Genomic DNA, 16145 nt, shown 5'->3' with positions numbered 1-16145 from the left:
GTAGCTTTCAGTTAAGTAAAAAAACGGGCTTAGATGGTAACCGATGGGCACAGCCGCGTAAACACAAGGGATTTCCCATGCGCAACAGCCCGCGAAACGATCGGCATCTGATAGAATTGTTATTACCTCGCTGGAACACAGCGCAAGCACAGCAGAAAAAGGAGTGGGGATGACAGCGCAATCCCGGGAACCGCATACACCAGAAGCCTTACGCGCCGTTGTGGTCGGCGTGCTGAGCAGCTTTGAACATCCGACGCTTCAACGTAATCTGATTGCCCTCAAGGCATTACATCATGTGGCGCTGCTCGATGGCACGCTGCACATTGAATTGCTGATGCCGTTTGCCTGGAACGGTGCGTTTGAAGACCTTAAAGCCGAAACCAGTGCTGAGCTGCTGAGGCTAAGCGGCGCACAGGCGATTGACTGGCGCTTAAGTCATGATATCGCCACCCTGAAACGGGTTAAGAATCACCCTGGTGTCAACGGGGTGAAAAACATCATTGCCGTCAGCTCCGGTAAGGGCGGTGTTGGCAAATCGAGTACGGCAGTCAATCTGGCGCTGGCGTTGATAGCGGAAGGTGCGCGCGTGGGTATCCTTGATGCCGATATCTATGGCCCGTCCGTGCCCAACATGTTGGGTTGCGAAAAAGAGCGTCCCACGTCGCCCGACGGAACGCATATGGCCCCTGTTCTGTCCCACGGGCTGGCAACCAACTCCATCGGCTATCTCGTGACAGATGATAATGCGATGGTATGGCGCGGGCCGATGGCCAGCAAAGCGTTGATGCAGTTGCTTACCGAAACCCTGTGGCCAGACCTGGATTATCTGGTGCTGGATATGCCGCCAGGTACTGGCGATATTCAGCTCACCCTGGCGCAAAGTGTGCCGGTGACCGGCGCGCTGGTGGTAACCACGCCGCAGGATATTGCCCTGATCGATGCGCGCAAAGGCATGGTGATGTTTGAGAAGGTTAACGTGCCGGTGCTGGGCGTTGTTGAAAATATGAGCATTCATATTTGCAGCCAGTGCGGCCATCATGAACCGATTTTCGGCACGGGCGGTGCGCAACGGCTGGTGGACGATTATGGCACCCGGCTGCTGGCGCAGCTTCCGCTGCATATTCACCTGCGCGAAGACCTCGACGATGGCGAGCCCACCGTGATCCGTCGTCCACACAGCGAGTTCGCGGCACTTTATCGCCAGCTTGCTGGCCGGGTGGCTGCCCAGCTTTACTGGCAGGGCGAGGTGATTCCAGGCGATATCGCCTTCCGGGCGCTTTAGCGCGCGTCGGCATCACTGGTGTAAAGCGAGGCCGCGGGATAGTGCATCAGCACATAGTTGCCCTGTTCGCTTTCACCCTGTGAAATGATTTTCCAGCCGCGCTGCAAATAAAAGGTTTGCGCGGCTTTATTCATTTCCAGGCACTTCAGTGCTCCGGTAGAGGTAAAGCGTGACTGCACCTCGTCAAGTAAAGCGCTGCCCACGCCACGACCCTGGAACGCAGGATCGACATACAGGCTATGCAGGAAGTTATCGTTTTCCATCAGCCCGGCAAAGCCCGCCCGATGACCATCCAGTTCGGCAACCAGAATGGTTTCGCCAGGGATGATCCGATCAAAGTCTTCAAGCTGCCAGTCATCGTTTTCAATCCAGTTCCAGTTATGACGGCGTGCGGCCAAAAACAGGGTTCGCAAAAAGGGGCGATCGGCCTCAGTAAACAATCGAATATGCACATCATGCTCCATTAAGTCTTTTTAACAAACCTGGCAGGGATTGCCAAAAAAGCAAAAGCAGAACAAATGTCATCTTTTTCACGGTACACTGCTCGATGGTGCCGTTTGGGGAGAATGCGATGCGCCGTCGGTTTTTACGCGTGGTATTTGGCGCATAAGCAAGTAAAGAGTGACGTTACGAACAGCATCGCTCGCAAAAAAGCGGTTTTTTCCCTGAAAGATCATGACGATCGGCGTTTGATAGCTTTCGTTTATTTTATTGATAACGAGCGCTTATTAGATGTTGGCCCAGAAAATTTGTAACCTGCATCACATATTCTAAAGGAGGCCATCACATGTCCATTATCAATACCAAAATTAAGCCGTTCAAAAACAGCGCTTTTAAAAACGGCGAATTCATTGATGTAACCGAGAAAGACGTTGAAGGTAAATGGAGTGTTTTCTTCTTCTATCCAGCTGACTTCACTTTCGTTTGCCCGACCGAACTGGGCGACGTAGCGGATCACTACGAAGAGTTCCAGAAAATGGGCGTGGACATCTATTCCGTGTCTACCGATACCCACTTTACCCACAAAGCCTGGCACGGTTCTTCCGACACCATCGCTAAAATCAAATATGCGATGCTGGGCGATCCAACTGGCGCGCTGACCCGCAACTTCGACATCATGCGCGAAGACGAAGGTCTGGCTGACCGTGGTACGTTCATTGTTGACCCACAGGGTGTTATCCAGGCGGTAGAAATCACCGCTGAAGGTATCGGTCGTGATGCGTCTGATCTGCTGCGCAAAGTGAAAGCAGCACAGTACGTCGCGTCTCACCCAGGTGAAGTGTGCCCGGCAAAATGGAAAGAAGGTGATGCTACGCTAGCGCCGTCTCTGGACCTGGTTGGCAAAATCTAATTTCGCATCGATACGTCGATCATTTTCTCATCGGGTGCTGCGGCACCCGATTTTTTGACCAGGAACTCACTATGCTTGATACCAATTTAAAAACGCAGCTCAAAGCCTACCTTGAGAAACTCACCAAGCCTGTGGAGTTGATTGCGACGCTGGATGATGGCGCAAAATCAACGGAGATTCGCAATCTGTTGGTCGATATCGCGAGCTTGTCTGACAAAGTCAGCTTCCGTGAAGAGAACGATCGTCAGGTGCGTAAGCCCTCATTTTTAATCACCAACCCTGGTGCGAATAACGGCCCACGTTTTGCCGGTTCCCCGCTGGGTCACGAATTTACCTCACTGGTGCTGGCGTTGCTACAGACCGGTGGGCACCCGTCTAAAGAAGCGCAAAGCCTGCTCGATCAGATTGTGGCACTGGATGGAGATTTCCATTTCGAAACCTATTATTCACTGTCGTGCCACAACTGCCCGGATGTGGTGCAGGCATTAAACCTGATGGCGGTGCTGAATCCCCGCATCAGCCACACCGCGATTGACGGCGGTCTGTTCCAGAATGAAATTCAGGAACGCAATGTGATGGGCGTGCCTGCTGTCTATCTGAATGGCAAAGCCTTTGGTCAGGGACGTATGAGCCTGGCCGAGATCGTCAGTAAAGTTGACACCAATGCAGACAAGCGTGCAGCAGAAGAGCTGAACAAACGCGATGCTTACGAGGTTCTGATCGTCGGTAGCGGCCCGGCTGGCGCGGCTGCGGCCATCTATTCTGCACGTAAAGGCATCCGTACTGCGTTACTGGGCGAGCGTTTCGGTGGACAGGTACTGGATACCGTCGATATCGAAAATTACATTTCCGTCCAGAAAACGGAAGGGGCCAAACTGGCCGGCGCCCTGCGTGCCCACGTAGATGACTACAATGTGGACGTCATTGATAGCCAGAGCGCCATTAAACTGATTCCGTCTGCGGTCAAAGGCGGCTTGCACGCCATTGAAACCGCATCCGGCGCGGTCCTGAAATCACGCAGCATTATCCTTGCCACTGGTGCGCGCTGGCGCAACATGGGCGTGCCAGGCGAAGAACAATATCGCACCAAAGGCGTAACCTACTGCCCGCACTGTGACGGTCCTCTGTTTAAAGGCAAACGCACTGCGGTCATCGGTGGCGGTAACTCTGGTGTCGAAGCGGCTATCGATCTGGCGGGCATTGTTGAACACGTGACGCTGCTGGAGTTCGCCAGTGAAATGCGTGCGGACAAAGTGCTGCAGGACAAACTGCGTAGCCTGAAAAACGTGGATGTGATTCTTAATGCACAAACCACCGAAGTGAAAGGCGACGGCAGTAAAGTCACGGGCCTGCAATATCTGGATCGCACCAACCAGACCACCCATGAGCTGGCGCTGGCGGGCATTTTTGTTCAGATCGGCCTGCTGCCTAACACCAACTGGCTGGAAGGCGCAGTTGAACGCAACAAGATGGGCGAAATCATGATCGATGCGAAATGCGAAACCAGCCTGAAAGGCGTTTTCGCAGCAGGGGACTGCACCACCGTTCCTTATAAGCAAATCATTATTGCCAGCGGTGAAGGTTCAAAAGCCTCTTTGAGCGCGTTTGACTACCTGATTCGCACCCAGCCTGCGCACTAAGTTTTCGCGCGCATGATCAAGGCCCGGTAACCTGCGTTACAGGGCCTTTTTAGTATCCCGCCAGCGTCATTAACATCATCCACAGCGGCGTGGTTATCGCCGCGAAAAGCGTGGAAAACAGCATACTGGCGGCCGTCGTCCCGGTAATCACATTGAATTTCTGCGACATCAGATACACATTCACCCCAACCGCCATTGACCCCAGCAGCACCACCACTTTGCTTTCCAGCGCGGGCAGGCCGGTTAGCCAGGCAATCGCCCATACGCACAGCGGTTGCAGAATGAGCTTCAACGCACAGATGGTGTAACTCTCTTTCAAGCCTTCACGAATCCGGTAGTGCGCCAGGCTCATGCCAAGGGTGATCAGGGACAGGGGCGCAGCAATGGAGGCCAGCATGCGCAGAGGTTCGGCAGCAATAACGGGCAGTGGGCGCTGCAGCAGGCTCCAGGCGGTACCGGATAAAATTCCGATGATTAACGGATTTTTTAGCACGCTGATCAAGGTGCGTTTAAAGCCGCCCAGTGAAAAACTGCCCTGTTTTGACCATTCCACCGACACCGTTAATAACGTCCACAGTATCAGGCTGTTAAACACCAGCACCAGGGCGACGGAGGGCAGGGCCGCAGGCCCAAGCAGGACGGTGGCAACCGGAATCCCCAGCATCACATTGTTCGAGAACACGCCGCCCAGGGCAAAGACCGATCCGGCTACGCCATCCAGTTGAAACAGGCGCGAGGCCACAATCCGCCCCACAATGAAGACCAACAGGCAACTGCCAAAAAACGCCAGCAGCAGGCGCACATCGACCGGAGGACTGTTATAAAAGTCACTCATGATGCGAAACAGCATGCAGGGCAGGGCGACGTTGAACACAAAACGGTTCATGCCTTCACTGACGGTAACGGGCCATTTGCCGAACCGGATAAGGCCGAATCCCAGAAAAATCAGGATAAACAACGGGGCCGAAAGATAAATCTGGTGTCCTAAAGTATCCAGCAGGAAAGGCATAAGCGTTCACACGTAAAAAATCACTGGACGTGAGATTAGCAAATTACGCCAGCAACGTAACCTGCCGGTCAGTACCAGGTCGTAATTTTATGATTAGCCCAGCCAGCGCCGCGCCTGTTCATCACTGATATCACGATAGTAAACACGGTGAATGACATCATCGCAATGTGTGCAGCGGGCAGAAATATAAGTGGAATAATAGTGTCGACCAGAAGGAGAAACCGCACCCTGACGGGTTATGTTAATGTCTGTCCATCGGTGACGATGAGGAATAAGCGCTAAGAATCGCATCATGCTTCCTGTAAAGTATGAAGTGTTCTGGTGATTTTTGTCTTAACTACATGAATTGAATATTTATTGTTGCGATATTTTAGGCAGGTGTTAATTATTAATGGGCAATGTAATTATGATGGAAAGTTTTATTCACTAGCGTAAATTCTTTCACTGCTATTATGTGCGAATTTTTAGCCCGCAGCATTAAGCCTTTTTTTGTGAGGTTAGTGGTTGATCGAGATCATGCAAAACGTTTGCATATCCAATTGAAAAAATAATAAGTGCCTTGCTTAAAACAGGGTGCTTACTTATGCTTCTGTTCGTAACACGACTCGGGGTGCCCTTCTTCGTGAAGGCTGAGAAATACCCGTATTACCTGATCTGGATAATGTCAGCGTAGTCTTGGTGTTTATATTATCTATAAATCAATGACTTGAGCGGATTTTTTATCTTGATTTTGTTATGCTGTCACACACAGAGATAAACAAAATGACACACATATCTATCAATCACACCATCACCCGTAACGGGATATACTAAGTAAGCTTTTGCCTGTCAGGTCATAAATATTTCCATCGGTCGTGGGAGAAAGATAGCCACAGCCACGCGCAACTCCTGATGTCATTTGCATCTCTAGCTATTCCCTTAGTCAAACGTGAAACCATTCACCCGGATCAGTTTGGTCAACGTCTTACAGATTTCAACAACCGCTTAAAGCAGCAGAATGAACACTGGCTGGTTCACTAATTCCTCAATAATAAGCTGAGCAATATTCAGCCGATGGTTGTTCAGGAATACCGGGAGACTGTTATCCCGGTAGCGGTTATTAAGCCAAAAAAGCAAGATGAATCAAAAGAAGTGCTAACGCTGGCTGGCGCATGGAATATGTACAAGAAGGAGAAGGCTCCGAACTGGACGAAAGCAATTTCACTAGCCAATGAGCGCATTATGGAAGTCCTGTTCATTGTCCTTGGCGCATCAACCGATGTAACGACGATCACGAAACAAAACATTAAGCAGGTGATGGAAGCCGTTGAAAACTTGAAAAAACTTGTTGTGCAACCTGAACGGTCAATAACAGTTCAGCAACTGATCGAGTGTGTTGATGTGCTGCTATAAGATTTTGTTGGCGCTTAGTCTATCCACTAGCATTTGAAAATTTACAAATCGGTGTTCAAAATCTTCCTGACTGACAATAAAGATATTCTAAAGAAGTTTCCGACTGATGGAGTAGTCGCTGCGCGATCTAAAGCGAGGTTTGGCACATATAGTGCAGCAGAAATGAGGAAATTTGTGGCGTGGGCGCTCAAGCAGCCTGACGAATGGCAGAAGTGGATTACCCTGTTGCTGTCATATCTCGGGAGCCAGAAGAGAGGAGATTGTCAAGCTGGAAAAATCACAATTAAATATGACGAAGATATTCAGCGGCACTATTTCCTGATCGCGGAAGGAGGGCAGGGGAAAACTGAGAACGCTAAAAGGCAGGTGGTGATCCACCCCAAACTGATCGAGTTGGGATTCCTCAATTTCGTTAATCGTAATTGGAAAGAGAAAATCTTCTCGCCAGTGTGGCTAAGAACATTCCGAAGATTGGTAAAGTACTAGTTGACGTTCGTGATCAGCCAGGAATTCCTTACCTTGATGATTATGGACAACGGCGGTTGGTGCATTCATTCAGGCATAATATTATTTACGCTTGTTTAGCTGGCTGGGTTGATAACCTGGCGCTATATGCATACGTTTCCCTATCCTCAGTCTGCTATGTGATCGACGAGATACAATGCAATTAATGGCTTAACCAAGAAAGGAAAAATAGCGGAGGGATCGCCCCTCCGCAACATTTATTCTTTATCGCATTTGTGCAATTTAATTACGCCGTTTTTTGCATAAGATTGTACAAAATCAGGATCATTCATCCAATAATATTTTGATTTTTTATTATCGTAAAATCCTTTCCAGCGTAATTCCCCCTTTTGATTAATGATAGTTAGCTCCGCCAGTGGGGTAGTTGAACTTACATTTTTCCAATCAAAATTCATTCCTCCTCGACCAAGATCGGCTACGCTATCATAGAAAATATCAACTTTATCTTTGGATATTTCATTAGCATGTACATTAACAACGATCTGGTTGTCATTAACAACAAGTGGATTAGTTTTGTTGTCGATAAGAATAGAGAAGCTGTCATCATCACAACTAGTACTCCACGTGCCGAAATTTGAGTCTGCATGTGTTGCTACTGATATCAATAGTAAAGTAAAAGGCCAAGTTTTCATTATTTTTACTCCAATATTTTCTCGATATATCCAATGTTTAGATGAAGATCTGTTTTTCCTTTGAGTTCTTCATCAAGATATTGATTGTAATAGTAAAGTGCTTCTTCTCTGGTTTTGGTTGGTTGTCCATATCGACCCGGAGGGAGACTTGCCCATTCATGACTTAATATGTCTAACGCGCCATCGATATCACCAGAAATAATTTTGGCTAAAGAGTCTTTTCTTTTATATTTGAATATTAGAACGCAAAACTCATCTTGAGATTTTGGTGTGAAGTCCACAATACCTGCTTGCGCACGGTGTGAGATCATTTTGGGGTCATTCCAGGTATACCCCATTACCTGATATGCTCCTGCCGCTGATGAGGTTAAATTGCCTCTTGTGATCGAAACTTGTGGGTGATCGCTAAAGTCTTTATGGTAATCCTTAATAAAGGACTGTCCGCCAAATAAAGTTTCATAGCCAGCTTGTCCAACAGTGCCTTCTCCGACTCGGAGCATACGCATGAATGCCCTTACCCTTGCCTCTTCAAGAGGTAAAGTAAGGAAGTTTATCGCATCGAGAAACACTAATGGGTGCATATGCCAGAGGGTTTCTGCCATTTCCGGGACTTGGTTCATCCAGCGCACCCCATTCAGATAACTCACCGAATAATCATGCCATTCAGGCGCATCCTTTTTTATTGACGTCAGAAAAGTCTGCCAGATAGGGTCATTCGGGCTGAAATACCACTCGCTGGGGTGCTTCACAATCATCCTGTCTTTCACATCCCGATAAGACGGGTTATGAATGGCGCTTAGATATTCCGTTGATGAGTAATAGCTGATATTGCTGTCTATCTGGTTCAACAAGCGGCGGTAATTATGCGGCACGGCGCGATGGGTTATCCTCGTGTCTTTGCTGGAAGCCTGAAACAGCGCATCGTAAATCGTGCGGACAAGTCCCTTTGGCGGTGTCTTACCGTCCAGATGGTCAAAGCTAACAGGTGTTTTATCAACCGCTGTTGCAAACCCCCGCTTTTCAAGGTCGTACTGAGACAGCCTTTCTACTGATGTATCGCTTTTCGGTACATAGCCGTTGGCATAGGGCAGGAACCAGTATTCGGTCTTGCGAGCGTCCTGCTCCGTTCTGACTTGGTTCAGTTTCATAATCGCATCACCCCGCGTACTTCTCCCGTCAGGCGTGATGGTTTTAGTCGTCAGATTTTTTACGCACAGTGGCGTTCCGTTTTGAAACTTCACGTAAACCGGATTATCCTGGCCGAGGTGCTCCGGGTTTTGCAGAAAGGTGGGTAAATTCTTATCGGTGCTCATACATTCGATATGGACCTGGTAGCGTTTATCATAACCACCATCTTTCGGTGCCTGAAAATATCCCATATGACCCACAGCGTCCCCGGCCTTGATTGGGTAAGGGGGAGGACAGACAACTTGATCAAACTGCATGATCTCTTTTGCCGGAGGTAGCAGTTTATCCCACCACGCCGGGCGTACCGGGCCGCTGTCCGGCACCAGATTACCCTTATCGCACACCACCCAGAGCATATCTCCGGCCTTGAGGGTCATTTTGTTATTTATCCCCTCCATCAGCGACACATGCGCGTACTGCCGCCCATTGGCGTTCATATGGGTGGACGGGTCTGCCTTATTCCAGTTTACACGGGTATTGGGTGGCAGTGTCGCTGCAATCCATTGCAGGGAATTATCAATATAAGCGCGTAGGTGCTGACCGTCTGCGACTTTATACATATCACTTTCATCAGGGTAGGCTGACCACGGCGCAAGGTGGATATACGCCGTATAGCACGTCAGGGCGCTGGCGGCGGTTTGCCCTGGCTGAACGTTGTGCCTGACCAGGACAAAGGAAGCTGAGTAAGCCAGTTTACCAAATTCCCATTCAAGGTGGCGGTAATCCCTGTTAACCCGGTAAGCTATCACCTCACCATCTGCCATACAACGTATCGGCTGTTCACCTTGATAGAGAACGGGGTAATCAATGGCCTCCTGTGGCGACTTTCCGCTCAGGGCACACCACGGGGTGGTTTCATCGGTAATATGAATACCACCGTGCCACATGGTGTTAGAGCCAATGAGGTAATGACCTGTGGTTTCCCCCTGAATATGGGTCAGGATATCGTCAAGGCTATTGAACTCCGCGCCCCGGTTATTTTTCGGTATCGGCCATCGAATGGTCGGGATCAGTGGGGCGCTTTCTGACTGTGACATACTAATTCCTTGTACTAGAAATGGTTAAACAATGTGCATCATACACCGCTCAGGATATAACCAAAAATTCCTTAAGTTGTTAAATTTGTTACCGAATGAAGCTGTAAATGGAAATTTTTCAGCGGACTCTCTGATCTGTTAAGTAAAATTATTAAAGACCTAATTAATATGTGAATTTGCGTCAAATATCGGAGAGGTAAGGATTCAATGACGTGTTTGACCATCCGATGTGACAGAGTCGCAAAACAGAAAAACGTGACATAACAGGGCATTTCCCTGTTCTTTTTTTGATCTATTTAACATGCTTTTTTTATAAGTATTTGACTGAAATGGTCAGGTATTGCTTTTCGGAGCGTTGACGTGAAGCAGGGCAATCAGTAGTGATTTCATCATCAGAAGAACAGTATTAGTAAAGATTTGAGGATAGTTCTCTTATTCAAGGATTTTGGATTAATTTTCTTAGTCGCCAAGCAATTTCAGGTTTCGGACGTTTAAGTCTGTTAGTGCATCAAACACGATGAAAGCGCATTTTTCTCTTTATCAGAAGAGACAGGGCTACTACGGCGACGTTATCACAACGTGCTGAAGGTCTGCCATTACCAGGTGACATTCTCCAGGCTCAGCGGTCACCGTTAGGTTACCACTTCTACACAAGTGCAAACGATAACACCCAATAGCTTCGCATATGCTCTAACTTCTGGCAATGAGCCTAGATTACCGATCCGATAACTGGCTGAACATGCCAGCCTTTGCTTGATATTTCGACGTTCCACGCAGAACTTTTTTGCAGCGGGTGAATGATTACGGCTGGGAATCGACACTCTCTCATTACGAACAGCAGAGAAAAATCAAACTGAAACATTGAGGCTGGGGCAACCCGGCCTCAATGTTTCTGAAGAAAATGTCCTGTCACTCAGACTGGCACACATGGCCCAAAAGGGCCTCTTTTGCCGTTTACAAGACTTTCCGCTGGCATTACTATCCTGATCAAGGATTAATGAGGAGTATTAATCGCAAGTTTTTGATTTCGTTTTATTTGACTCGGGGTGCCCTTCTTCGTGAAGGCTGAGAAATACCCGTATTACCTGATCTGGATAATGCCAGCGTAGGGAAGTCCGATGCCTGACCGCATTCGCCTTCTTGTCCGCCGGTTGGGAGTTATGATGACACATCAACCGCAGCACCTTTCTGATGCGCAATGCGCGCCCATCCTGCAACAGTTTCGCCGTCAGTCACCGCTGGTGCACTGCATGACCAACGATGTGGTGCAAACGCTAACCGCTAACGTCTTACTCGCCCTTAATGCCTCACCGGCCATGGTTATCGACGCTGAAGAAGCGGCGCAGTTTAGCGCTATCGCCGATGCGCTGCTGATTAATGTCGGTACGCTAACCCACGATCGTAAGCAGGCGATGCAGGCTGCGGTGCTTGCAGCTAATCAGGCTGGCACGCCCTGGACGCTGGACCCGGTGGCGGTGGGCGCACTGACGCTGCGCACCGTGTTTTGCAAGCAGCTGCTCGCGCAGTCGCCTGCAGTGGTACGCGGCAATGCCTCAGAGATTCTGGCGCTGGCGCAGCAGGCCGCAGGCGGACGCGGTGTTGACAGCCTGCACCCGGCCGAAGCCGCACTGCAGGCAGCACAACAGCTGGCAAAAGCCTTTCATACCTGTGTGGTGGTGACCGGCGAAGTGGATTATGCCACTGACGGCACGCTGACCTGGGCGATTCCGGGCGGTTCGCCGTTAATGACGCGGGTGGTGGGCACTGGCTGTGCGCTTTCGGCGGTGGTTGCGGCTTTTGCCTGTTTGCCAGGTGACCGACTGATCAACATCGCCTGCGCCTGCCGGGTGATGGCGCTGGCCGGGGAAAAGGCCGCGCACGTAGCAGATGGACCGGGCAGCTTTGCGCCTGCTTTTCTGGATGCCCTCTGGACGCTGGAGGCGCGCGATGAAACGCATTAATGCCCTGACGATTGCAGGAACCGATCCCAGTGGCGGTGCCGGTATCCAGGCCGATCTAAAAACCTTCTCTGCACTGGGCGCGTACGGCACCAGTGTGATTACGGCGCTGGTGGCGCAGAATACCTGCGGCGTGCAGTCGGTATACCGTATTGCGCCTGAATTTGTGACCGCCCAACTGAACTCAGTGCTGGATGATGTGCGCATCGATAGTGCGAAGATTGGCATGCTCGCTGAAACGGACATTGTGGAGCGCGTGGCACATGGCCTGCAGCGGCGGGACATTCCCTTTGTGGTGCTGGATACGGTTATGGTGGCAAAAAGCGGTGATGCCCTGCTGAACCCGGATGCGATTGCCTGTGTACGTGAGCGCCTGTTGCCGCAGGTGTCATTGATTACACCTAACCTGCCCGAAGCCGCTGCATTGCTGGGATGCCAGGTGGCAGTCAATGAAGATGAGATGCTCACTCAGGGCGAAGCCTTGTTGATGATGGGCTGTCAGGCGGTACTGATGAAAGGCGGTCATCTGGATGACGATGAAAGCCCGGACTGGCTGCTGACCCGGACAGGACGGCAGCGTTTTAGCAGCGTACGGGTAAATACGCGCCATACGCACGGCACCGGCTGCACGCTGTCCGCCGCGCTCGCAGCCTTGCGGCCGCGCCACCACAGCTGGGAAGCGACGATCAGCGAAGCGAAAGCCTGGCTACAGCAGGCGTTACTCGCCGCGGATTCGCTGGAGGTCGGCAACGGGATTGGACCGGTGCACCATTTTCATCAGTGGTGGTAGCCGCCATGCTTGCGCCTGGCTGTCCGGCAAGGCGTTAATCCTCGTCGAACCAGGCGCTGTTTTGCTTGATGACGGGGGTGATCGAAAACTTCATGGCCTGCAGATGGTGGCGCAGTGCTGCCTCTGCCATCTCGGGATCGCTTGCTTTCAGCGCGGCAAAAATAGCGTCATGCTGCTTAATCAGCGATTCGGCGGGTGCAAGGTCGTTCAGGGTTAAATAACGTACCCGGTCCATGGTGGCTTTGATGTTCTCTACCGTTTCCCATGCCAGCGGGCAGTTAATGCTCTCAGCGATCAGACGATGAAACTCATCATCCAGGCTTAAGAACATCTGACTGTCGCCACGGACAGCCGTGATGCGCTGCAACTGCAGATTATGTTCCAGTGCCATCAGTCCCAGCTCACCGATTTCCTGAGCCGCACGGCGGATCACGGCAACCTCGACAGCCTCACGAATAAAACGGCCATCTTCGACTCGTTTAGCCGAGATCCTGCGGACAAAGGTGCCGCGCTGCGGCAGGATCTGCACCAGCCCCGCTTCCGCGAGCTTGATAAAGGCTTCACGCACCGGCTGACGAGAGAGGTTAAACCTTGCGGAAACCTCTTTTTCAGAAAGCGATGCGCCCGGCTGAATCACGCAGGTCACGATATCGCGGCGCAGGTAGCGGTAAACCTGCTGATTTACCGGCTCGCTGGTGGTGATGGTGTAAGAAAGTGTCATATTGCTGTCCATGTAAAAATCAGTCTGTCCGGGCGTTGGGCGAGAGCATCAGTGCTGCGGCTGGCTGGCGGTAGCCTGCTGTACGCTGGCGCGTGCACCCTGTGCAGCAAGCTGCTGGTAACAGGCGGTAAGTTGTTTAACCAGCTCACCGTTTTTGGCAAGGTCATCGCCAAACACCCTGTTCATGCACAGCAAGGCCCGCACGCGTGCTTCACCCTCACCACTCTCGGCCACACATGTCGCCAGTTGCGCTTTCAGCGGATCGCGGATCTCAATAGGCTCGCCTTTGTCATCGACCGCACTGACATAACGCATCCAGGCGGCAATGCCCAGCAACAGTAACGGGCAAGGCGTGCCGTTATTCAGGTGCCAGCGCAGGCTGTCCAGAAAGCGCTGGGGCAGTTTCTGCGTGCCGTCAGTTGCAATCTGATACGTCCGGTGTTTGATCGCGCGATTGGCAAAGCGGGCAATTAAAGCATCGGCGTACGCGGGTAAATCAACGCCCTGAATAGTGAGCGTGGGTGCCTGCTCATTAACCATCAGTGCGCGAGCCGCTGCCCGAAACGCATCATCTGCCATACAGTCGCTGATGTGTTCGTAACCGGCAAGATAGCCAAGGTAAGCTAAAAATGAGTGGCTGCCATTGAGCATACGCAACTTCATCTGCTCAAACGGCAGGACATCCTGCACCAGTTCGGCACCCGCTTTATCCCAGTCAGGTCGACCGCTGACGAAATTATCCTCAATGACCCATTGAAAGAAGGGTTCGGCTTCGACGGCCACCGGATCATGGGAACCGATGCGCAGACGTAACGCGTCAAACGCCGCGTCATTCATGGCGGGAACGATACGATCCACCATGGTGGAAGGAAAGGTGATGTTCTGTTGGATATACTCAGCCAGTAAGGGATCGTGCTGCTGGGCTAACTGCATAACGACGTGACGCGTCACATGGCCATTTTCCGGCATATTATCGCAGGACATGACGCTAAACGGCGCTAAGCCGAGATCGCGACGGCGGCGGATTGCCGCAACAATCAGACCCGGCAGAGACTGCGGGTGTTCGGGATGCGCCAGGTCATGCTGAATATCGACATGCTGCAGGTCAAGGTTTCCGCTGGCGGGCAGGTGACAGTAGCCTTTCTCGGTGACGGTCATCGATACAATGGCGACATCAGGCTGGCACATCGCGTCAATCACGGCTGCGATACCGTCCGTTTTGCCGTGTAACGCGGCGGTGATAATGCCGATCACGCGGGTTTCCACCGCATCATCACTTTTCTCTGTCAGCGTGTAGAGCAGGTCTTGTTCACGCAGCGCCTGAATGAGTGCACCGCTGTTAAGGTTGACTTCACAGTATCCCCAGTCACTGCCGTGTTCGGCCAGCTTATCGCTGCATAACGCCTGATGTGCGCGATGAAACGCACCAAAACCGATGTGCACCATACGGGTTTTAAGCTGGCGACGGTTGTAGGCTGGACGCTGGACATCAGCGGGAAGGTGGTCAGTTTGCAGCATAATGCATCCTTGTAGCGGAGAGGACGACAGGCCATTCCGGCGTTAAGGATGAAAAATTACGCGTCCTACTACTACCATACAAGTTGACGTAACAAAATTGTGAATGTAATCACGAACTGTTTACATTTAAGCCGGGAGCCTTCACTCCCGGCGCACTCAGTTCAGCAATGCGCACTGCGGTGGCAGACGGCAGCTTAACGCGCCCGGCATAACATCAATCGTGAATTCCTGCCCGGACAGCGGCTCGCCATCCAGATTAAATGTCATCTCGTGGGGCGAGCGAATCGTCAGGGACGATAAACGGGTCGAAATAATACTGGGATTATCTTCATCGCCGCCGGTGAGGGAATGCAGCAGGGTGGGCAGTAACTCCTGCGCGGTGACCACGCTGACGTCGAGCAGGCCGTCATTAATCAACGCAGAAGGGCATAATCGCTGACCGCCGCCCGCCTGGCGACCATTGCCAATGCCGATGACCAGCGCATCGCCTTGCCAGTGGAAATCGGGCCCGCTGATTTCACAGCTGTCGGGTTTCAGGGTGTCCATGCGCATCAGGCCGTGAATAAAATAGGAAACCCCACCCAGCGCCGATTTCAGCTTTTCTGGCGTCTCGGTGGTAATGCGCGTGCCGAAACCGCCTGTCGCCATATTGATAAAGTAGTGACGCTGATTCACCCGGGCAAGATCGATGTCATACGCTTTGCCCTGAATAGCCAGCCGTAAAGCCGGTTCGATCTCTTCGGGGATGCCAACGCTGGTGGCAAAGTCGTTGGCCGTGCCCAAGGGAATAATCCCTAAGACAGGACGATCGGCGACATTTACCGACGCCAGTGCGGTGGCGATTTCATTGACGGTGCCATCGCCGCCGCCCGCCACCACGGTGACCGCCTGTAATTCCAGCGCTTCTTCGACGTAGCGTTCGCCGTCGCCTTTTTCATATGTCACGCGCACGGCAATGTTGTAGCCCTCATCGCGCAGCTTAGTGACCGCTTCACGTAGATCATCATTGCCTGCGCCTTTACCGTTAAGGATCAGCAGCGTAAGCGATTCTTTGTCCATTATCTGTTCCTTGAAGATCTAAAGCGTAGGTAGTGGTTATAGC

General features: G+C 51.3%; 13 protein-coding genes, 1 pseudogene and 2 riboswitches. Of the genes and pseudogenes, 6 read left to right on the top strand and 8 right to left on the bottom strand.

All coding sequences use genetic code 11. The features are described 5' to 3' along the window. The first annotated feature begins 169 nt into the window (after positions 1–169). Positions 170–1282, top strand: a complete 1113-nt coding sequence (gene apbC / locus NR177_RS04730; protein ID WP_063880201.1) for an iron-sulfur cluster carrier protein ApbC — start codon at positions 170–172, stop codon at positions 1280–1282. Here apbC and NR177_RS04725 read toward each other — a convergent pair. Next, on the bottom strand, positions 1279–1734 hold the full coding sequence (locus NR177_RS04725) for a GNAT family N-acetyltransferase (protein ID WP_256852387.1): 456 nt from the start codon (positions 1732–1734) through the stop codon (positions 1279–1281). The genes apbC and NR177_RS04725 overlap by 4 nt on opposite strands. A 335-nt stretch (positions 1735–2069) precedes the next feature. On the opposite strand from NR177_RS04725, the gene ahpC reads away from it, so the two are divergent. Both ahpC and ahpF read left to right on the top strand, forming a co-directional pair. Continuing rightward, positions 2070–2633 (top strand): alkyl hydroperoxide reductase subunit C, encoded by a 564-nt coding sequence (ahpC, locus tag NR177_RS04720; protein WP_063880198.1) that lies wholly within the window; start codon positions 2070–2072, stop codon positions 2631–2633. Between the two features lie 71 nt (positions 2634–2704). After that, positions 2705–4273 (top strand): alkyl hydroperoxide reductase subunit F, encoded by a 1569-nt coding sequence (ahpF, locus tag NR177_RS04715; RefSeq protein ID WP_063880197.1) that lies wholly within the window; start codon positions 2705–2707, stop codon positions 4271–4273. 49 nt (positions 4274–4322) lie between these two features. Here the strand turns inward: ahpF and NR177_RS04710 are convergent, their stop codons facing one another. Both NR177_RS04710 and NR177_RS04705 read right to left on the bottom strand, forming a co-directional pair. Then, positions 4323–5282 carry an AEC family transporter gene (locus NR177_RS04710; protein WP_063880196.1) on the bottom strand — a complete coding sequence of 320 codons (960 nt, stop codon included), beginning with the start codon at positions 5280–5282 and terminating at the stop codon, positions 4323–4325. A gap of 93 nt (positions 5283–5375) precedes the next feature. Next, on the bottom strand, positions 5376–5573 hold the full coding sequence (locus NR177_RS04705; RefSeq protein WP_096010827.1) for a hypothetical protein: 198 nt from the start codon (positions 5571–5573) through the stop codon (positions 5376–5378). A gap of 305 nt (positions 5574–5878) precedes the next feature. After that, positions 5879–5975: riboswitch (TPP riboswitch) on the top strand. A 132-nt stretch (positions 5976–6107) separates the two neighbouring features. Between NR177_RS04705 and NR177_RS04700 the strand changes: the two are divergent. Continuing rightward, a pseudogene (locus NR177_RS04700) lies at positions 6108–7345 on the top strand (integrase). Between the two features lie 51 nt (positions 7346–7396). Here the strand turns inward: NR177_RS04700 and NR177_RS04695 are convergent. Further along, positions 7397–7831, bottom strand: a complete 435-nt coding sequence (locus tag NR177_RS04695; RefSeq protein WP_256852386.1) for a hypothetical protein — start codon at positions 7829–7831, stop codon at positions 7397–7399. 5 nt (positions 7832–7836) lie between these two features. Continuing rightward, the gene (locus NR177_RS04690; RefSeq protein ID WP_256852385.1) at positions 7837–10056 is read right to left on the bottom strand and encodes a glycoside hydrolase family 104 protein; all 2220 of its coding nucleotides are present in this window, start codon (positions 10054–10056) and stop codon (positions 7837–7839) included. Between the two features lie 1032 nt (positions 10057–11088). Continuing rightward, a riboswitch (TPP riboswitch) is annotated at positions 11089–11185 on the top strand. Between the two features lie 31 nt (positions 11186–11216). Between NR177_RS04690 and thiM the strand changes: the two genes are divergently transcribed. Together thiM and thiD are read left to right on the top strand one after the other, a co-directional pair. Next, positions 11217–12017, top strand: a complete 801-nt coding sequence (thiM, locus tag NR177_RS04685; RefSeq protein WP_244181331.1) for a hydroxyethylthiazole kinase — start codon at positions 11217–11219, stop codon at positions 12015–12017. Then, positions 12004–12804, top strand: coding sequence for a bifunctional hydroxymethylpyrimidine kinase/phosphomethylpyrimidine kinase (gene thiD / locus NR177_RS04680; RefSeq protein ID WP_172898245.1), 801 nt, complete (start codon positions 12004–12006; stop codon positions 12802–12804). The genes thiM and thiD overlap by 14 nt, the downstream gene beginning before the upstream one ends. Positions 12805–12838: 34 nt before the next feature. Here the strand turns inward: thiD and NR177_RS04675 are convergent, their stop codons facing one another. The 3 genes from NR177_RS04675 to yegS all read right to left on the bottom strand — a co-directional run bounded on the left by NR177_RS04675 (position 12839) and on the right by yegS (position 16102). Then, positions 12839–13525: a GntR family transcriptional regulator gene (locus tag NR177_RS04675; protein ID WP_096010944.1), complete on the bottom strand. Its 687-nt coding sequence runs from the start codon at positions 13523–13525 to the stop codon at positions 12839–12841. A 48-nt stretch (positions 13526–13573) separates the two neighbouring features. Beyond that, positions 13574–15043, bottom strand: coding sequence for a mannitol dehydrogenase family protein (locus NR177_RS04670; protein WP_109717363.1), 1470 nt, complete (start codon positions 15041–15043; stop codon positions 13574–13576). A gap of 156 nt (positions 15044–15199) precedes the next feature. Further along, on the bottom strand, positions 15200–16102 hold the full coding sequence (yegS, locus tag NR177_RS04665; protein WP_063880192.1) for a lipid kinase YegS: 903 nt from the start codon (positions 16100–16102) through the stop codon (positions 15200–15202). Positions 16103–16145: the final 43 nt, after the last annotated feature.

It is taken from the genome of Pantoea sp. Fr+CA_20 (assembly GCF_024520835.1).
GTDB classification, from domain to species: domain Bacteria; phylum Pseudomonadota; class Gammaproteobacteria; order Enterobacterales; family Enterobacteriaceae; genus Pantoea; species Pantoea allii.
The sequence above is the reverse complement of the archived record's forward strand: the minus strand, read 5'-3'. Positions and strand labels throughout refer to the sequence as shown.